This is a genomic window from Streptomyces angustmyceticus (genome assembly GCF_040701845.1).
Taxonomy (GTDB): domain Bacteria; phylum Actinomycetota; class Actinomycetes; order Streptomycetales; family Streptomycetaceae; genus Streptomyces; species Streptomyces angustmyceticus_A.
This window is the reverse complement of record NZ_JBFBHQ010000001.1, coordinates 914,074-932,791: the sequence shown is the minus strand read 5'-3', so window position 1 is coordinate 932,791 and position 18,718 is coordinate 914,074. Positions and strand designations below refer to the sequence as shown.

Sequence of the window (18,718 nt, the reverse complement as noted above, 5' to 3'; positions counted from 1 at the left end):
GGTTGATAGGCCAGATATGGAAGCCCGGTAACGGGTGGAGTTGACTGGTACTAATAGGCCGAGGGCTTGTCCTCAGTTGCTCGCGTCCACTGTGTAGGTTCTGAAGTAACGACCTGTGATATTGCCGGGTTGGTCAACTTCATAGTGTTTCGGTGGTCATTGCGTTAGGGAAACGCCCGGTTACATTCCGAACCCGGAAGCTAAGCCTTTCAGCGCCGATGGTACTGCAGGGGGGACCCTGTGGGAGAGTAGGACGCCGCCGAACAATCTTTGTGGGAAGCCCCGCACCGTATGGTGCGGGGCTTTTCCGCGTTCCGGGTCCGTTCGCCCCTTTCCAAGCCGGCGTCTCGTTCCACTCCCCGAGGTGTACGGCTTCCGCATGTGCGGAAGCGGTCAAGCCCTCAGCGCCGCGGCCGGTGAGCGGTGCCCGGCCCATTCGTGCCGTGCGTCTGCCTTTAAAGAGCATGCTCAGGGCGCCGGGGGACGGGTAAGCTGCCCACTCGTGACCCGGGTTCACCAGCTCTCCGGCGCGGCCGGTTCCACCACGTTGGACGCGACGTACGCGGCGTACTACGCGTCGATCGCGCAGGCCGACGAGAGCCGCGACGGCACCGTCCGCCACCGGCTCCGACCCGAAGTCGGCGACGGCACCATCGAGGTGACGTCGTTGCGGAGCGGGTTCCACATCGTCCGTTACGACGTCGCTTTCGCCGGAGGGCACCAGGTCGGGTACACCTTCCCGGGCGACCACTTCGAGCTGGAGCACTGCGTCGACGGGCGCATGCACATCAGGGACGCCAACGCCGGCGCCGGCGACCTGCGGGCCCGCTCGGTGTCGCTGAGTCCCCGGCACGCCACCGAAGGCGTCGTCGCACACAGCGACGGTGAGCGGTACCGAGCAGTGTCGATCACCGGGTCCTGGAACGGGCTGGACTCCTACCTCGGCGGCCTCGGCGCGGGCGCCCTGCCGGTCATCGGACCGGAGAAGGTCGCGCGCGAGCGGTATCTGGGCCGGTCCGCCGCGTTGCGCCCGGTGGCCGGTCCGCTGGAGGAGATCTTCCTGCACCGTCGCTCGTCCCCGGGACGCCTGCTGTTCATGGAGTCGCGGCTCGTGGCGGCACTGGCCGCGCTGATCGACGGCCTCACGGCCACCACGCCGCCCGCAGACGTCCGGCATCGTGCCCTGGACGACCACGAGGTGGCCGCGTTGCGCCGCGTCCCCGAGCTGCTCTGGCGGGAACGCCATGCACCGCCGACGCTGGCCGATCTGGCCCGTGCGTCGTCGATGTCCGTCCGCCGTCTCGCCACCGGGTTCCGCGCGTTGTACGGGACGTCGGTGATGGAGTACCACCGACGTCGCTGCCTCGACCGGGCCGCGGCCCTGCTTGTGGAGACCGACTGGCCGGTGGCCAGGATCGGGCACGAGGTCGGCTACGGCTCGCCCAGCAATTTCGGCTATGCCTTCCGGCGCGACCGGGGCACTACCCCGGCCCGGTTCAGGAGGGCGCACTCCTGAACCCTGTCGGGGGAAGCACCGCGCTCCACATTCCCGGGCCCGTCGCTCCATACTGCGCCGAGGCCCCGGCTCCGACGATGTGACAAGTAGCGGTCGCACCGCCGTCACGTCGTCGTCAGGAAGGCGCTCGATGCCCCCGTCCGCCCTCGTGGGCCGGCACCGTCGAAGGCCGGTCCTTCCGCATGCCTCTGCTGCCCGCCGTGTCCGCGGGGCGCGGCTCGTGTGCCGGCCCGTCATCGCGAGGGCGTTCGCGATGCCCGACGACGACTTCGGCTGCGTCGCGACGTGGAAGGCCCTCAGCCCCGTGCTTGGCGACAACTGCGCCATCGGCCGGGATCTCGGCTCTTTTCTCCGCCGACGTCCGCCCTGCCGGCATCACCTTCGGTGTCCCCGGCCGGACCGATTCCTCCCTCGCGGAGAGGCAGCGACGTCCCGGCCGGATCAGGTCGGGGACAGCGAAGGCCGCGGCATGGCCACGTCGACGGCTGCGACACGACAACGGGGGAGCCTGACCTTGCGTTCCAGGTGTCCCTCACTGCAGGCACCCTCGGATGGAGACCGATGACCGTCAGCATCGATACCGCGCCCCCTCGAACCGGAACGGGGCGACTGGTCCTCGTCCTTGGCGGACTCTCGGCGGTTTCGCCGTTCGCGATCGACATGTACGCGCCCGGCTTCCCTGAGATCGTCACCTCGTTCGGAACCTCGAAGACGGCCGTCCAACTCTCCCTGACCGCCTGCCTCGTCGGGCTCGCCGTTGGCCAGGTCGTGCTCGGCCCGGTCAGCGACGCGACGGGGCGACGACGTCTGCTCCTGGCGGGTTCCGGCATGTTCACCGTGTTGTCCCTGGTCTGCGCGCTCGCCCCGTCCATCGCCGTGTTCGACGTGGCTCGGCTGTTGCAAGGGGTCGCCGGGAGCGCGGGGATCGTCATCGGACGGGCTGTCATCAGCGACCGGTTCACCGGCACCCACGCAGCCCGCCAACTCACCACGCTGAGCGTGATCGGGTCGACCGCGCCGGTCCTGGCACCGGTGGTCGGAGGCCTCATTCTCGGCGTCGGCTCGTGGCGTCTGGTGTTCGTGGCGCTGGCCGTGACCGGGCTGTTGCTGCTGGCCGCGATCTGGGCGTGGGTTCCCGAATCGCTGCCTGTCGAACGGCGCCGGACCGGCGGACTGCGGGCCGTGTTCGCAGCGATGGGCGGATTGCTGCGGCGTCGCGAACTGGTCGGCTACCTCCTCGTCATGGGGTGCGGACTGGCCGCCCTGTTCGCCTACATCACCGGCTCGCCCTTCGTCTTCGAAGGGATCTACGGCTTGTCGCCCACGGCGTACAGCCTCGTCTTCGCCACGAATGCCGTCGGCACCGTGGTGGCCGGGACGATATTCGGACGGCTGGCCGGGCGGGTGCGTCTCAACTCTCTGCTCGCCCTCGGCGTGGCCATCACCGTGGTCTCCCTGGTCCTGCTGGTGACCCTGCTCGCCGTCGGCATCAGCACGTATCCGACCACATGGGCCTGTCTGTTCGGCCTGACGTTCGGCTTCGGCTTGTTGCTGCCCGCTTCGACCACCATCATCCTCGCGGTCGGCAGCGATGCCCCCGGAGCAGCTTCCGGCCTGCTCGGTGGTGCTCAGTTCGTGCTCGGTGCCGCGGCCGCACCTCTGCCCGGCGTTCTGGGGAACACCACCGCCATGTCGACGGCCGTCGTGGTGCTGGGCTCTGTTCTCCTCTCCGCGGTATCGCTGATCACGCTCGCCCGGCCGTGGCAGGGCCATGGCGAGCCCACAAGCCGGTCCTGAGTCTGCCGCATCGTGTCCCGACATACCTGAGAAGGGGAAGCCTGTGACCACCACGGAACGTTCCTCGACAGCTCCCGTTCAGCAATTGGAAATCGCCCGCGGCTGCCCGTATTCCCCGAATGCTCAGCATGTCGAATTTCAGCGGCAGGGCCGCCCGGTCGAGGTGGCCTTGGCGTCCTTGACGCCCGGCGCACCGGTCTGGGCGGTGAGTAGGCACGCAGATATCCACACCATGCTCACCGATCACCGGTTCAGTGCCGACCGGCAGAAGCAGGGGTTTCCGTTCCAGGTCGACGGGCAGCCGGGAAACTTCCGCCGTACCATGATTTCCATGGACGGGCCGGAACACAAGGACGTCCGCCGCTCGATCGCCGGCGAGTTCACTCTCAAGCGTATGAGAGCGTTGCAGCCGCGCATTCAGGAAATTGTGGATGACTGTATCGACGCGATGTTGGCCCGCCCGAAACCGGTGGATCTGGTCAGCGCATTTTCGCTGCCCGTTCCCTCGCTGGTGATTTGTGAGCAACTCGGTGTGTCCTACGAAGCTCACGAGTTCTTCCAGGACCGCTCCCACAGGCTGCTGCTGCGCGATGCTTCGGCCGAGGCGCGTCTGCGTGCGCTCGATGAACTCCTTGAATTCCTCAGCGGACTCATCACCGAGAAAGAGGCCGAGCCGACCGATGATCTGCTCGGGCGCCGGATCGTGAAATTACGCGGTGAGGGTACATACCGGCACGAAGACCTGGTGCGCATGGCGTTCTTGTTGTTGGTCGCCGGGCACGAGACCACCGCCAACATGATCTCGCTCGGCATGATGGTACTGATCGAGCGCCCTGCTGATGCGGAAGTCCTGCGCGCCGATCCGGGCAAGATCCCGATGGCTGTCGAAGAGCTTCTGCGCTACTTCACCATCGCCGAGTTCATTCCCACGCGCGTGGCCACCGAGGACGTTGAACTCGGCGGCAGCCTGATCAAAGCGGGAGATGTTCTTGTGGCGCTCTGTAACGTAGCCAACCGCGATCCCGTGGTATTTCCGGAAGGCGACGAACTGGACATGCAACGCGGAGCACGTCACCAGCTGGCGTTCGGCTTCGGGGCTCACCAGTGTCTCGGGCAAAACCTTGCCCGCATGGAGCTGGAAATTGTCTACTCGACTCTGCTGCGGCGTATCCCGACTTTGCGCTCCGCGGTACCGACGTCCGATTTGATGTTCAAACACGATGCGGACATCTACGGTATCCACGAGTTTCCGGTCACCTGGTAATAGGGCGGACATCGCCATTCCGGCGGCCATCCGCAGATGAGGCAGCGAATCCTGATGTATTGATTCCGGCCGAGCAATGGCCTTGCTGCTGGTCCGGGGCGAGTCGATGCGGTACTTGCATGACTTGCAGCGCATGGTGGCCGGCTCTACTGGAACCGATGGGAGAGTGAGGATTTCATGTGTGGCATAGCAGGCTGGGTGGACTTCGAGCGCGATATGGGCAGCGCGCGGGATGTGCTGCGGTACATGGCCGACACGATGGCCTGTCGGGGGCCGGACGCGCAGGGGTGCTGGACGGACACTCATATCGGCTTGGGCCACCGGCGCCTGGCGGTGATTGATCTGGAAGGTGGGGTCCAGCCGATGACCGTCGAACAAGACGGCCGCACACTGGCGGCCGTCACCTATAGCGGTGAGGTGTACAACTACCGCGAGTTGCGTGCGGAGCTGCGCGCGCTCGGGCACCGTTTCCACACCGAAAGCGACACCGAGGTTGTCCTGCACGCCTATCTGCAATGGGGTGCGGCCATGGTGGACAAGCTGAACGGGATGTTCGCGTTCGGGATCTGGGACGCCCGCAGCGAGGAGCTGGTACTCGTGCGCGACCGGCTCGGCGTCAAACCGCTGTACTACTACCCGGCAGGGCGCGGGCTGCTGTTCGGCTCGGAGGCCAAGGCGATACTCGCACACCCTGAGGTGCGCCCGGTCGTGGACCAGGACGGGTTGCGCGAACTGCTGGCGGGCGTCAAGACCCCGGAACACGCGATATTCCATGGCATGTATGAACTCCGCCCAGGTCACCTGCTCCGCTTCGGGCGCGCGGGGTTGCGTATCCAACGCTATTGGGCACTTGAGGCGCGTGAACATGCCGACGATGTGGACACCACTGTACGGACGGTGCGCGAGCTGCTCGAAGACATCATCGAGCGCCAGCTCATCGCCGATGTCCCGCTGTGCACCCTGCTGTCCGGTGGGCTGGATTCCAGCGTGGTGACCGCCCTTGCCTCCCGTTCGCTCGCCGAACGGGGAGCCGGGCCGGTTCGTTCGTTCGCCGTCGACTTCGCCGGCAACGAGCGGGACTTCACCGCGAACACGGTGCACGATTCCCCGGATGCCCCATTCGCTGCCGAGATGGCCGGCCACGTGGCCGCTGACCACACCAATCTGGTGCTCAGCCTGGAAGAACTCGCCGACCCGCGAACCCGTGCCATGGTGCCGACGGCACACGATGCGCCCGCCGCGCTGCTCGGTGACGGATTCGCCTCGCTGTACTTGTTGTTCCGGGCGATTCGCGAACGGTCAACCGTCGCGCTGTCCGGTGAGGCGGCCGACGAACTGTTCGGGGGCTATGCGTGGTTCCATGCTCCCGAGCTGCGCGACGCTGACACCTTTCCCTGGGTCGCAGCCGGATACGATCTGATGCCCGCACTGTCCGGGCTACTGGATCCGGGCTTGATCGCCGAGCTGGATATCGAAGGCTACCGTGCGCAGCGTTATTCTGAAGCGCTGGCCGAGGTGCCGAAACTGCCCGGTGAAGAGGCCGCGGCGCGGCGCATTCGCGAGGTGAGCTATCTCGCTGTCACCCGCTTCGTGCCGTTCATGCTCGACCGGAAGGACCGGATGAGCATGGCGGTCGGCCTTGAAGTACGCGTGCCGTTTTGTGATCACCGGCTTGTTGAGTACACCTTCAATGTGCCCTGGTCGATGAAGTACTTCGATGGGAAGGAAAAGAGTCTGTTGCGGGCGGCGACCCGCGATCTGCTCCCGGACGGCATCGCGGATCGCAAGAAGAGCGCGTATCCGATAACCCACGATCCGCGCTACGACGCCGCGCTGCGCGCCGAATTCGGCAGGCTGGCCGCCGACACTGGCGCGCCGGTGCATCCCCTGGTCGACCATGGTGGTGTCCGTCAGCAGACGGCGGACGGCTGGCCGTCCCGCACGGGGTTGGAATTCATGGTGCAGCTCAACAGCTGGCTGGAAACCCACGAACTGAAACTCTGACGGCGACCGGCCGCTTCATAAGAGGTCCCGCCCCGCCGCTGCAGCACGATCGGCGGTGCGGCGAATTCCGCGCCGCAGGACGCGCCTGGTGTTCTGCGGCGCGCCCAGTTTACGGAGGAGTTCTGTCGGGTGGGCACGGTGGAAGGTGCCGGACTAGGGGCGTCCGGTCCGCTGACCGGCGCAGCGGCGGTCAGCATCAGGATTGACCATTCTTACCGTGTTCTGACACAGCTGACCACTGCCGGACCTTACGGCGTACGGGTAATTCGGATTTGATGGAACGCATGTTGGACAGGAGCTACGTAGTGCCCTGTGCGAAACGGGGCAGTGTAATAGGCGAGGCAGAGGTCTCGGCGCTCGCCGAACTGGTGCAGAGCGAGGCCCCGCTGTCGATGGGCGTCTGGCGCGACCGTTTCGAGCGGGCCTTCGCCCAGCTGGTCGGTTCCCGGTACGCGATGACGGCCACGAGCGGAACCGTCGCGTTGGAGCTGGCGATCCAGCTCCTCGACCTGCAGCCAGGCGACGAGGTCATCGCCACCCCCCAGACCTATCAGGCCACCGTCATGCCGTTGCTGGACCGTGAGGTGACGGTCCGTTTCTGTGACATCGACCCGACGACGCTCAATATCGACCCGGCTGCGGCCGAGGCGCTGATCACCCCGCGTATCAAGGCCCTGCTGCTGGTGCACTACGGCGGCTGCCCGGCCGAGATGGACGAGATCATGGCGATCGCCCGCCGTCACGGCGTTCTCGTCGTCGAGGACTGCGCGCACGCGTTGGGCGCCGACTACCGCGGGCGCAGGCCGGGTTCGCTGGCCGACATCGGCTGCTTCAGCTTTCAGAACGCCAAGAACATCACCACGCTCGGCGAGGGCGGCATGGTCACCTTCGACCGTGACGACTGGGCCGTGCGTCTGGAACGGCTGCGCGGCAACGACGTCGACGCGCAGATCGAGCCGGAGGACCGGATCGATACCGACGAGCCGCTCGTGCTCCCGTGGATGAAGTACTCCGCCGCGGTGTACAGCGACCGGGTCACCCGGATCCGGCATGCCGGCACCAATGCCACGATGTCCGAGGCCGCGGCGGCCGTCGGCCTGGCCCAGCTCGGCAGGCTGGACACCCTCCAGGGGACCCGGCGCTCAATCGCGGCCCGGCTCGACGCGGTGCTGCGCCGCTATCCGTTGGTACGGCCGCAGCAGGCACCTGAGCACAGTACTCACGCCCATCACCTCTACACCTGCTTCGCGGACAGCCGCGGCTTGCGGGACCAGCTCCTACTGGCCCTGGACCGGCGAGGGGTGGAGATCCAGCTGCGCTATTTCCCGCTGCATCTGACCCCGGAGTGGCGGCACCGCGGCCACGGCCGGGGTGAGTGCCCGGTTGCCGAGCGCATGTGGTTCGACCAGCATCTCAACCTCCCCTGCCACCCCGGGCTGCGGCCCTCGCAGGTGGACTACCTCGTCGAGGCGTTGGACGAGTCGCTGGCGGAGATCCACGCCATGGCGGAGGGCACGACCGCGACCGTGCCGAGCGCCGCGCTGGCGGTCGGCTGACATCCACGGATGAACGTGAGTGGTGGGATGACCGTCGAGACAGCCTTACGGGCACCGGAGGCCGGCCCCGGCCCCGGCCCCGGTGCCGCGCGGCGGGGCCGGGCCGTCACCGTGCCGATCAGCGCGCTGGATGTGTCCTGCCCGCTGCGCAGCGGACAGGATCCGGAACACATCAGGGCGCTGGCCCTGGTGGACTCCTCGCTGCTGCCGCCCATCCTGGTGCACCACCCGACGATGCGTGTGCTCGACGGGACGCACCGGGTGCAGGCCGAACTCCTGCGCGGCGGTACGCAGATCCGTGCGGAGTTCTTCGAGGGCACGGAGGAGGAGAGCTTCGTCCTGGCGGTTCGGGCGAACGTCGGACACGGACTGCCGCTGCCGCTGGTCGACCGCAAGGCGGCGGCCGCCCGCATACTGCGCACCTACCCGCAGTGGTCGGACCGGTCGATCGGCGAGGTGTCAGGGCTGTCTCCCAAGACCGTGGGTGCCATACGGCGCCGTTCAGCCGAGGAGGATCCTCGGTTGAACGGGGTGGTCAGGCTGGGCCGGGACGGCCGTACGCACCCGTCCAGTGCGGCCGAAGGGCGGCTTTACGCCAGCAAGCTGATAAGCGAGCGGCCGCACGCTTCGCTGCGGGAGATAGCCAGCTCTGCGGGGATATCCCTGGGCACTGCCCAGGACGTACGCAAGCGGCTGGAGAACGGCCAGGATCCGGTGCCCGCGCCGCGTGGCGAGGTGCACCGGGCGGTCGCTGCCGCTCCCTGTTCCCCGGCCGTCTCGTGGCACATCGAGGGCGGAACAGGCGGCAGGGACGGCTCCGGCGGTGCCGGCGGCGACGTTGACGGGGCCGAAGGGCGTCACTCCGCGCCGTCGCCCCGGCGCACCCGACCGGACGCGCGGCGTCCGCCGTTGCCGGAGCGGCTGCGGGCCCTGAAGCACGACCCCGCACTGCGCTCCACCGACATGGGGCGTGTGCTGCTCCGGTTGCTCAGCTCCCACGAGATCCCGGTCGCCCATTGGCAGGCCCTCGTCGGCGGCGTCCCGCCGCACTGCGCCAGGGCGGTGGCCGACATCGCCGGCGAGTGCGCACGCATATGGCAGGAGTTCGCGCGGGAGATGGCCGAACGTGCCCCGGACGTCTGATCCCGGAGGCCGGACGTTCCGGGCCCTTCGTACTCCCAGGTGACAACGGATGTTGGAGGTATTTTGTCGACGCAAGAGACAGCCGGTCTGCTGAGCACGGTGACCGAGATCCTGGTCGAAATCGGTTTTGACGAAACAGAGTTGTCGCAGGCCACTGCGGACTGGAAGCTCCGTGCCGAGCTCGGGCTCAGCTCGGTGGAGACCATCGAGCTGCAGCTCGCGCTCAAGCAGCAGTTCGGCGTGACGGTCGACCTGTGGGACCAGGACGACTACACACTGGGCCGGCTGGCCGAGCTCATCGCCGAGCAGCGGAGCGGGTCATGACGGCGCGCGTGCGCGAGCGCGCTGCGCTGGACACGGAGGTGGTTGCCCTCGCGGCCGACCGTGCCGCGGCGTACCGCGACGCGGGGTTGTGGCGGCACGAGCTGGTGAGCGACCTCGTACTCGACCGGTGCAGTGCCCAGCCCGATCGATGTGCCGTGGTCGACGGCGAACGCCGGTTGACGTACGCGGAGTTGGCACAGGCGGTGCACGAAACGGCCCGCCGGTTGCGTGCCCAGGGCATCGCCCCTGGTGACCGGGTCTGCGTACAGCTGCCCAACTGCCTGGAACATGTCGTCCTGGTGCTGGCACTGCTGCACGTCGGGGCGCCGCCCGTGTTGATCCTGCCGGCGTTCCGGGAGCACGAGCTGAACCACATCGTGTCGGTCACCCAACCTGTCGCCCTCGCTGTGGACGCGGGAACCCGCCGCTTCGACCAGCTCGGGCTGGCCCGCAGGTTACGGGACCGCCACGCCTGCCTGCGTCATCTGCTCGTGCGGGGAGCGGAACAGCTCGCCGAGGACGAGAAGGATCTGGCGCAGCTGTGCCGGCCCGAGCCGGGACGTACGGTGCCACACGGCCCCCGGACCGACACGGCCGCGCCTGGTGCCACTCCGCGGGACGCCGCCGTCTTCCTCCTCTCCGGCGGCACCACCGGTCTGCCGAAGGCGATCCCGCGGGCCCACGAGGGGTACGGATACATGATCCGTACCGCCATCGGCATCGCGGGAATCACCTCGGAGTCGGTCAATCTGGCGGTCATGCCGGCAGCCCATGGCTTCGTCATGAACTGCCCAGGGGTGCTCGGCACGCTGATCGCGGGCGGCCGGGTGGTTCTGGCGAACCCCAACAGCCCTCGAACCGCCTTTGAGCTGATCGAGCGAGAGCGGGTGACCCACTGCACCCTCGTACCGACCCTGATGCATCAGTGGCTGGCGGCCGCGCCCGGGTCCGGAGCCGATCTGAGCAGCCTGGAGGTGATCCAGGTCGGCGGTGCCCGGCCCAGCGCCGAAGCGACCGCCCGTGTCCGCACGGAGCTGGGCGTCACGCTGCAGCAGTGCTACGGCATGAGCGAGGGACTGCTGTGCTTCACCCGTCTCGACGACCCTGACGAAGTCATCCGCACCACCCAGGGCAGCCCGGCCAGCGCGGCGGACGAGCTCCGGGTCGTCGACGCCGACGGCATGCCGGTCGCCGAGGGCGACATGGGTGAGCTGCTGACCCGCGGCCCTTATACGGTGGCCGGCTACTACCGCAATCCCGAGGCCACCGCAGCGGCGTTCACGCCCGACGGGTTCTACCGCACCGGTGACCTGGTCCGCCTGGATCGCGACGGCAACGTGGTACTGGAGGGGCGGGTACGGGACTCCATCAACCGTGGCGGCGAGAAGATCTCCGCGGAGGAGCTGGAGACCATCGCCCAGCGCCACCCGCGGATCGTCCAGGCGGCCGGGGTGGCCATGGCGCACGAACTCTACGGCGAGGCGGTGTGCCTCTACGCCGTCCTCGACGGCCAGGGGGCGGTCGGGCTGAGGGAGCTGCGCCGGTTCCTGGAACAGCAGGGGCTGGCCGCCTTCAAGTTCCCCGAGCGGCTGGAGATCGTGGACGCCCTGCCGCTGACCGGCATCGGGAAGATCGACAAGAAGGCCCTGCGGGAGGACATCGCCGGCCGGCTCGCGGCCGACGCGCAGTGAACCCGCCCCGCTCGGCCCGCACATGCCGCCGCACGCCTCTCCGCACACCCGTACACCGTCATGAGGTGAAGCCATGTATCTGGGGCGAACGACTCCGCTGATCAAGCATGTCGCCGGCGCCTCACCGCCCCGTCACCAGCTCGTCTGTTTCCCGTATGCCGGCGGCGGCGCCTCCTTCTACCGGCCCTGGCGGGACGCACTCCCGCCGGACGTCGACCTGTTGGCCGTTCAGTACCCCGGCCGTGAGGACCGCATCGACGATCCGTTGATCGACGACATGGACGAGCTGGCCGCCCTTCTCACCACCGACCTCGCCCCTTTGCTGGACCTGCCGTTCACGTTCTTCGGTCACAGCATGGGGGCCGCGGTCGGGTACGAGATCGCCCGCAGGTGGGGGGAGTCGGGCTTCCCGACGCCGGACCGGCTGATCGTCTCCAGCCAGTTCGTCCCGCCCCGGATACCCGTCGGCGACCTGCTGCGGCACGACGACAGCGGGGTCCTCGACGAGCTCGTCCGGCTCGGCGGCGTCCCCCGGAGCGTGTACGAGAGCCCGGAGCTGATGCGGCTGATCGTGCCGGTCGTGCGCAACGACTACCAGGTGCTGGAGTCCTGTCGGTTCGGCGCCGACGCCCCGGCGCTGGATCTCCCCGTCGCCGCGTTCTGCGGTGCGGACGACCCGGTGGTGACACCGCAGGACACACGCGAGTGGGCGGGTTTCACCCGGGCCGGTTTCGCACACCGGGTTTTCGACGGGGGGCACTTCTACCCCCGCGAACGGCTCGTCGAGACCGTGGCCGCGGTGACCGAGTTGCTGGCGCTGCCCGCCCACTGACGTCCCTGCCGCACGCCGTGCCCGCAGTTCGCCTACTCCTCCCCGAGAAATGAGTGATGTACATGAGCGACCGCAACCACCACTACGACCTCATCGTGATAGGCGGCGGGCCGATCGGCCTGGCCACAGCCTGGCAGGCCGCCCGGCGCGGCTGCCGCAAGGTACTCGTCCTGGAGCAGCACGGCTTCATGAACGAGCGGGGCGGATCGAGCGGCGCCGAGCGGCATTGGCGCCTGCAGTACACCGAGCGGGACATCTTCGCACTGACCCTGGAGGCCCTGCCGATGTGGCGGGAGCTGGAGTCGCTGACCGGACGCAAGCTCCTCCACGAGGTGGGCAGCCTGTGGTTCGGCGACACCGAGGTGGAGACCAACGAGGGCCAGATCTCCGGGACCGCACGTGCCATGGAGGAAATGGACGTGCCCTACGAATGGCTGACCGCTGCGGAGATCGAACGCCGCTACGGCTTCACCGGCCTGCCGGGCCACTACGAGGGCTTCCTCCAGAGGGACGGCGGCGCCATCGACGTTCGCGGCACGATCGGTGCGGTCTTCCAGCTCTCCCAGCAGCACGGGGCGGTGCTGCGCGGAAACGAGCGGGTGCTGGCGGTGAACCCGGACCCCGACGGCGTCACCGTGCAGACGGAGGAGCGCACCTACCGCTCGGACAAGGTCGTGCTCACCAACGGCGCCCATGCCGACGACGTATTGGGAGCATGGGGTGCACAGCTGAGCGTGGGCCTGTACGAGCTGCCGCTGGTCACCCTCCGCCAGCGCCGCGCCGAGCCCGGCAGACCGTTCTGGTTCGCCTTCCAGCAACCCACGCAGGAGGACACCAACCTCTTCTACGGCTTCCCGCCCAACCCCTGGTCGACGAGCGACGACATCCGGCTCGGCCCGGTATTCGAGACCGACGCGCTGCGGCACGCCGACGACGCGAAGGGCATGCCCGCCCCGCGGCCGGTGGAGCGGGTGACGGACTGGGCCACCGCACACATGCCCTGGGCCGACCCGCGGCCGACGGAGCTGTCCACCTGTCTGGCGATGCTGCCCAAGAACCCCGCACGGCAGTTCTTCCTCGGTGACGCCGGTGCGTTGGTGGACGGCGGCGAGAACGTCGTGGTGTCCGTGGCCGGTTGGGGCTTCAAGTTCACCCCGCTGTGGGGGAAGATCTGCGCTGATCTCGCCCTCGACGGAAGCACTGCGTACGACATCAGCCGGCATGCGCTCCTCCCCGCCGGGCCGTCCGGGATCGTCGAATGACACTGCGCGACGGAGACCTCACCACGGACCCGACCGCCACCGGCATCGCCGTCGTCGGGATGGCGGGCCGCTTCCCCGGCGCCGAGGACATCGACGCCTACTGGCGCAACCTGCGGGACGGCGTCGAGTCCATCACGCGACTGGTGGAGGAGGATCTGCTCGCCGAGGGCATCGAACGAGCGGAGTTCGAGCGGCCGGAGTACGTACGGGCCGCCCCGCTCCTGGACGGTGTGGACCTCTTCGACGCGCGGTTTTTCGGCTTCACCGCGCGGGAGGCAGCCCTCCTGGACCCGCAACAGCGCCTGTTCCTGGAGTGCGCCTGGCACGCCATGGAACACGCCGGCATCGATCCGGCGGCGGTGCGCTCCGGCGGGGTGTTCGCGGGCGCCAACATGCCCGCGTACCTGATGTCGAACCTGCTGGGCGGCCGGCGGATCGTCCTCGACTCGGCCGTCTTCGAGCTGCAGATCCACAACGACAAGGACTACCTGGCGACCCGCACCGCCCATCAGCTCGGCTTCACCGGACCGGCGCTGTCGGTACAGACGGCCTGTTCCACGTCGCTGGTCGCGGTGCACGAGGCCGCGCAGTCACTGCGTGCCGGGGCCTGCGATGTCGCTCTCGCCGGCGGCGTGTGCGTGCGGGTGCCGCACCGGGTGGGATACCGCTACGAGCGCGGTCTGATCTACTCGCCGGACGGGCACTGCCGCCCCTTCGACGCCGAGGCCCGGGGCACCGTCTTCGGCAGCGGGGTCGGGGTGGTCGTACTGAGGCGGCTCGCGGACGCGCTGGCCGACGGCGACCGGGTACTGGCCGTGCTCAAGGGCTCCGCGGTCAACAATGACGGCTCCGACAAGGTCGGCTACACCTCGCCCGGTGTCACCGGACAGGAACAGGTGGTCCTTCAGGCGCTGCGCGCGGGCGGGGTGGACGCCCGGACCGTCACCGCCGTCGAGGCGCACGGGACCGCCACTCCCATCGGCGACCCCATCGAGGTCAACGCGCTGACCCGGGCGCACCGGCACTTCACCGAAGACACCGGCTACTGCGCCATCGGCTCGGTGAAGTCCAATATCGGGCACCTGGAGACCGCGGCCGGCATCGCGAGCCTGATCAAGGCCGTATTGCAGCTGCAGCACCGGGAGTTGGCGCCCAGCCTGCACTTCCGTACGCCCAACCCGCGGATCGACTTCGACGCGACACCGTTCCGGGTGAACGCCCGGCGGACCCCCTGGGAGCCGGGCGGCACCCCGCGCCGCATCGGTGTCAGCTCCTTCGGCATCGGTGGCACCAACGCCCATGTGGTGCTCGAAGAGCCCCCTGCGGTTGGCCCCCCTCCCGAGCCGGTGGGCAACGGCTCCGGCGCGGACGGGCCGCAGCTCCTGCTGCTCTCCGCCAGGACCCCCCAGGCGCTGGAGGCCGCGACGGACCGGCTGGCCGGGCGGTTCGCCGGGCCGGACGCCCCCGAGGTCGCCGATGCCGCGTACACCCTGCAGACCGGCAGGCGGCCGATGCGCCACCGCCGCGCGGTCCTCGTCCCGCCCGGCCCGGCGGGGGCGGCGTCGCTGCTGCTCGGTGGTGCGGAACCCGACCGCTCACGGCAGGGGGACGCGGGCACCGGCCGGCCGCGGACGGTGTTCCTGTTCCCCGGCCAGGGGACGCAGTTCCCCATGATGGGCCACGGCCTGTACACGGCGGATCCGGGCTTCGCCACTGACATCGACCGTTCGGCCCGGCTGCTGCGCGCCGAACTCGGCCTCGACCTTCGCGAGGTGCTGTACGGTACGGCCGCCGATGCCGGGCGGCTCACGTCGACGGAGGTGGCGCAGCCCGCGCTGTTCGCCACCGAGTACGCGCTGGCGCGGCTGCTGCTGCGCCGGGGCGTGGTACCCGACGACATGGTGGGCCACAGCGTCGGCGAGTTCACTGCCGCGTGCGTGGCCGGGGTGCTGCCCCTGGAGGACGCACTGCACCTGGTCGCGCTGCGCGGAAGACTGATGCGTGAGCAGCCGCCGGGGGCGATGCTGTCGGTCGAGGCCACGGAGGAGACGGTCGGATCGCTGCTGCCGCCGGGGGTGTCCATCGCCGCGGTCAATGCCCCCGCCCTGTGCGTGGCCGCGGGCACCGAGGCGGGCGTGTCCGCCCTGGAGCGCGCACTGGCCGGCGCGGGGGTGGCGGCGCGGCGGCTGCACACTTCTCATGCCTTCCACTCGGCGATGATGGACCCGGTGGTCGGCCCGCTGACCGAGGCGGTACGCGGCGCCGCCCTCGTTCCGGGCGAGCGGCCGTTCGTCTCCGGGGTGACCGGGGAGCCGATCACCCCCGAGCAGGCCACCGACCCGGAGTACTGGGGTGACCACGCCCGCCGGCCGGTGCGCTTCGCGGACGCGGTCCGGACGGCGGCGTCCAAGGGCCGTACGGTGCTGGTCGAGGTCGGGCCCGGCAGCACGTTGTCCACCCTGTCCCGAGCCGCCCTGGCCGGACGGCGGGGGATCTCCACCGTCCGGACGATGCGTCGGCCCGGTGAGGCGGGCAACGACCTGGAGACGCTGCTGCTCGGGCTCGGCGACCTGTGGCTGGCGGGCGGCGAGGTGCAGTGGCGCGCGCTGCACGACGGGCCGCGGCCCAGGGCCGCACTGCCCGGCTACCCGTTCCAGCGGGAGCGCCACTGGATCGGGCCCGGGGGCGGACGGGGCGCCGGGACGGCCGGCCCGCCCGCGCAGACCGTCGACGTACGGCCCCCGCCCTCGGCACCGAACGGAAGCCCGGCCCAGGAGCGTCCGACGAGGCCCACCGGGCTGCGGTCCGGCTACACCGCCCCGCGCGACGAGACCGAGAAGCGGATCGTGGCGCTGTGGGAGGAGTTCCTCGGGTTCGAGGGCATAGGGGTCAACGACGACTTCTTCGAGCTGGGCGGACACTCCCTGCTCGGCACCCAGTTGGTGAACCGGATGCGGGACACGCTGGGTGTGACGGTGTCACTGCGGGAGTTGTTGTCCCACCCGACGCCGGCGAAGCTCGGTCCGGTCGTCACGGCCGCATCGGCAGACGGAGCGGCCGAGTCGCCGTAGACGCCACCGCGAAGACCCGTGGGCCCGGCGGTCCTCCTCGCCGCCGGTCTCACGGGTGCTGTGCTGCCTGCCGGCTGCGGAAGCGGCGCACGGCGTCGCGGTTCGCGCAGGAGTGGGAGCAGTAGCGCTGCCGACCGCCGCGTGTGAAGTCACCGTAGGCACGACCGCATTCCGCCAGGGCACAGCGGCCGAGGCGGTCCATGCCCCGGCAGGTCAGATGCAGGGCGGTGCCCACACTGACCACCGCCCGCACCACACCGGCCAGGCCCAGACCGTCGGCGCGGTAGTGGATGTGCCAGCCGCCGTCGGCGTGGTCGGTCAGCCGGGGATGTGCGGACGAGGTCGTCAGCAGCTCGTTGAGCAGGGCGGCCCGCCGCTCGGAGGTATCGGCGTCGACCACCGCGAGCCAGCGCGGGATGAATGCGAGGATCTCCGCCAGGTCCTCGTCACCCACCGGCCGATCGATCGCCATGCCCGCCGCGACACAGCGTTCGGTGAATTCCTCGGGGGAGCGTGGCGGCGTGGCCGCAAGGTCGACGATGAGTCGTACGGGATCTTCTCCGTAAGGGTTCTGCTGCACAAGGGTATTACAGCAGGCTTGCTCCGGAAGGCTCCAGCCCGGAAGGAAGCACACCCATGCGCAAATGGCTGCCGTTGGTCGCCACCTGCTTAGGAACGTTCATGTTGCTCGTCTACTCGACGATCGTGACGGTGGCGCTCCCCAGCATGGCCCACGATCTGCATGCGAGCTTCGGCTCTCTGCAGTGGATCGTCGACGTCTACACCCTCGCCCTGGCGGGGCTGTTGCTCGGCATGGGATCACTCGGCGACAACCTGGGGCGCAAACGCCTGTACCTGGCCGGCCTGGGGATCTTCGCCGTCGCCACGCTCGTCTGCGGCCTCGCCGGCGATGTCGGCGTGCTGATCGCCGCGCGGGCGGTGCAGGGCCTGGCCGGTGCCGCGATGTTCTCGACCCTGCTGCCCCTCATCGGACTCACCTACACCGGACGCGACAAGGGCGTGGCCTTCGCGGTCTGGGGCGCGGTGGCCGGCGCCGCCGCCGGTATCGGCAATGTCGCGGGCGGAGTCCTGACGCAGTTCCTGTCCTGGCAGTGGATCTTCTTCGGCGGGGTGCCGGTCTGCGCGATCACGGTGGTGCTGTCCGCCGCAGTACTGATCGACGACACCAGCACGTCGACCCGCATCGACTACCTGGGCATCGTCACCTTCACCTCGGCGGCGATCGGCCTCACCTTCGGCATCATCCGCGGCGGCGAGCAGGGATGGGGTGCCACCTCCGCGGTGCTCGGCTTCGTCGTGGGCCTGGTGATGCTCATCGCGTTCGTCCTTGTCGAGCGGACCAGCAGCAACCCGATGATCTCGTTGGACCTGTTCCGCAAGCAGGAGTTCAACGGAACGCTGGTGGCGGCCATGGGCTACTACCTGGCCGGCTTCGGGGCGCTGCCGGTCATGTCGATCTGGCTGCAGGACAGCGTGGGGCTCACCTCCCTGCCCACGGCCCTGGTCATCACGGTGCAGCCGGTGGCGTTCTTCACCACCTCCGCCATGGTCGGCAGCGCACTGCACCGCCTCCCCTCGCGCTGGACGCTCGGCGGCGGCACGGTGGCCGTGGGCCTGGGCAACGTCCTCATGCTGACCGTCGACGCGGACTCCTCCTGGGCGGCACTGGTCCCAGGGCTGATCCTCACCGGAATCGGCGCCGGAATCGTCTCCCCCGTGCTGCCCGCCATCGCCATGTCCGCCGCGCCGGAGTCCCAGAGCGGGGTCGCCTCCGCCGCGGCCAACTGCGCGCGGCAGCTCGGCCTGGCGCTGGGCATCGCCGTGCTCGGCTCCGTCTTCCACCAGTTCTCGTCGGGTCGGGGCGGCGGCGACCTGCACGTGCAGTACGCCAGTGGGCTGTCCGCGGTGTTCGTGGTCGCCGCTGTCGTGGGGCTGGGCAGCGGACTGCTGGCGCTCTGGCTGCTCAAGGAACGGCGTTCCGCCGCCCAGCCGGCCTAGGGAGGGCGCATGCCGCCCCATCGGGCGGACGTAGATGCGTGCGTCCGCCGTGTCGCGTCCGGCTCGTGACGGACGACAGGACTTCGCGGACGCCTCCGGCTCGCCCGGCGCACCGGGTTCACAGGACGGCCGGGTTAGAGCTGAAGGGCTCAACTTGCCTCAACCGTAGGGTCGTTGGAACGCAGCTCTGAACACCTGGGTTTCGTTGACACCTCCCACGGGCTCGCTGACGATCAATG

Annotated in this window: 13 protein-coding genes and 1 rRNA gene; 13 read left to right on the top strand and 1 reads right to left on the bottom strand. The window is 69.2% G+C overall.

Going from position 1 to position 18,718, the window contains the following annotated elements:
* Window positions 1-148 precede the first annotated feature (148 nt).
* From rrf to AB0411_RS03910, 12 genes are all read left to right on the top strand, one after another.
* Window positions 149-265 (top strand): 5S ribosomal RNA (gene rrf / locus AB0411_RS03965).
* A 237-nt stretch (window positions 266-502) separates the two neighbouring features.
* Window positions 503-1,516, top strand: a complete 1,014-nt coding sequence (locus AB0411_RS03960; protein WP_366415591.1) for a helix-turn-helix transcriptional regulator — start codon at window positions 503-505, stop codon at window positions 1,514-1,516.
* A 561-nt stretch (window positions 1,517-2,077) separates the two neighbouring features.
* Window positions 2,078-3,313: a multidrug effflux MFS transporter gene (locus AB0411_RS03955; protein ID WP_366415590.1), complete on the top strand. Its 1,236-nt coding sequence runs from the start codon at window positions 2,078-2,080 to the stop codon at window positions 3,311-3,313.
* A 43-nt stretch (window positions 3,314-3,356) separates the two neighbouring features.
* Window positions 3,357-4,577: a cytochrome P450 gene (locus tag AB0411_RS03950; protein WP_366415588.1), complete on the top strand. Its 1,221-nt coding sequence runs from the start codon at window positions 3,357-3,359 to the stop codon at window positions 4,575-4,577.
* A 177-nt stretch (window positions 4,578-4,754) separates the two neighbouring features.
* Window positions 4,755-6,581: an asparagine synthase (glutamine-hydrolyzing) gene (gene asnB / locus AB0411_RS03945; RefSeq protein ID WP_366415587.1), complete on the top strand. Its 1,827-nt coding sequence runs from the start codon at window positions 4,755-4,757 to the stop codon at window positions 6,579-6,581.
* 284 nt (window positions 6,582-6,865) lie between these two features.
* Window positions 6,866-8,137 carry a DegT/DnrJ/EryC1/StrS family aminotransferase gene (locus AB0411_RS03940; RefSeq protein WP_437041246.1) on the top strand — a complete coding sequence of 424 codons (1,272 nt, stop codon included), beginning with the start codon at window positions 6,866-6,868 and terminating at the stop codon, window positions 8,135-8,137.
* Between the two features lie 27 nt (window positions 8,138-8,164).
* Window positions 8,165-9,280: a hypothetical protein gene (locus tag AB0411_RS03935; protein ID WP_366415585.1), complete on the top strand. Its 1,116-nt coding sequence runs from the start codon at window positions 8,165-8,167 to the stop codon at window positions 9,278-9,280.
* A 63-nt stretch (window positions 9,281-9,343) separates the two neighbouring features.
* Window positions 9,344-9,604, top strand: coding sequence for an acyl carrier protein (locus AB0411_RS03930; RefSeq protein ID WP_366415583.1), 261 nt, complete (start codon window positions 9,344-9,346; stop codon window positions 9,602-9,604).
* Window positions 9,601-11,295 (top strand): (2,3-dihydroxybenzoyl)adenylate synthase, encoded by a 1,695-nt coding sequence (locus AB0411_RS03925; RefSeq protein ID WP_366415581.1) that lies wholly within the window; start codon window positions 9,601-9,603, stop codon window positions 11,293-11,295. The genes AB0411_RS03930 and AB0411_RS03925 overlap by 4 nt, the downstream gene beginning before the upstream one ends.
* Before the next feature lie 73 nt (window positions 11,296-11,368).
* On the top strand, window positions 11,369-12,127 hold the full coding sequence (locus AB0411_RS03920) for a thioesterase II family protein (RefSeq protein WP_366415579.1): 759 nt from the start codon (window positions 11,369-11,371) through the stop codon (window positions 12,125-12,127).
* A 62-nt stretch (window positions 12,128-12,189) separates the two neighbouring features.
* Complete coding sequence (locus tag AB0411_RS03915) at window positions 12,190-13,389, top strand: FAD-dependent oxidoreductase (RefSeq protein ID WP_366415578.1); 1,200 nt, start codon at window positions 12,190-12,192, stop codon at window positions 13,387-13,389.
* Window positions 13,386-16,460: a type I polyketide synthase gene (locus AB0411_RS03910; RefSeq protein ID WP_366415577.1), complete on the top strand. Its 3,075-nt coding sequence runs from the start codon at window positions 13,386-13,388 to the stop codon at window positions 16,458-16,460. The genes AB0411_RS03915 and AB0411_RS03910 overlap by 4 nt, the downstream gene beginning before the upstream one ends.
* 49 nt (window positions 16,461-16,509) lie before the next feature.
* Here AB0411_RS03910 and AB0411_RS03905 read toward each other — a convergent pair whose 3' ends face one another.
* Complete coding sequence (locus AB0411_RS03905) at window positions 16,510-17,040, bottom strand: CGNR zinc finger domain-containing protein (RefSeq protein WP_366415576.1); 531 nt, start codon at window positions 17,038-17,040, stop codon at window positions 16,510-16,512.
* A gap of 56 nt (window positions 17,041-17,096) precedes the next feature.
* Between AB0411_RS03905 and AB0411_RS03900 the strand changes: the two genes are divergently transcribed.
* Window positions 17,097-18,479, top strand: a complete 1,383-nt coding sequence (locus AB0411_RS03900) for an MFS transporter (protein ID WP_366415575.1) — start codon at window positions 17,097-17,099, stop codon at window positions 18,477-18,479.
* Window positions 18,480-18,718: the final 239 nt, after the last annotated feature.

Coding starts and splice junctions, on each gene's coding strand:
- AB0411_RS03955 (WP_366415590.1), top strand. CDS start 2,078: ATGACCGTCAGCATCGATACCGCGCCCCCTCGAACCGGAACGGGGCGA.
- asnB (WP_366415587.1), top strand. CDS start 4,755: ATGTGTGGCATAGCAGGCTGGGTGGACTTCGAGCGCGATATGGGCAGC.
- AB0411_RS03940 (WP_437041246.1), top strand. CDS start 6,866: ATGTTGGACAGGAGCTACGTAGTGCCCTGTGCGAAACGGGGCAGTGTA.
- AB0411_RS03935 (WP_366415585.1), top strand. CDS start 8,165: ATGACCGTCGAGACAGCCTTACGGGCACCGGAGGCCGGCCCCGGCCCC.
- AB0411_RS03925 (WP_366415581.1), top strand. CDS start 9,601: ATGACGGCGCGCGTGCGCGAGCGCGCTGCGCTGGACACGGAGGTGGTT.
- AB0411_RS03920 (WP_366415579.1), top strand. CDS start 11,369: ATGTATCTGGGGCGAACGACTCCGCTGATCAAGCATGTCGCCGGCGCC.
- AB0411_RS03915 (WP_366415578.1), top strand. CDS start 12,190: ATGAGCGACCGCAACCACCACTACGACCTCATCGTGATAGGCGGCGGG.
- AB0411_RS03910 (WP_366415577.1), top strand. CDS start 13,386: ATGACACTGCGCGACGGAGACCTCACCACGGACCCGACCGCCACCGGC.
- AB0411_RS03900 (WP_366415575.1), top strand. CDS start 17,097: ATGCGCAAATGGCTGCCGTTGGTCGCCACCTGCTTAGGAACGTTCATG.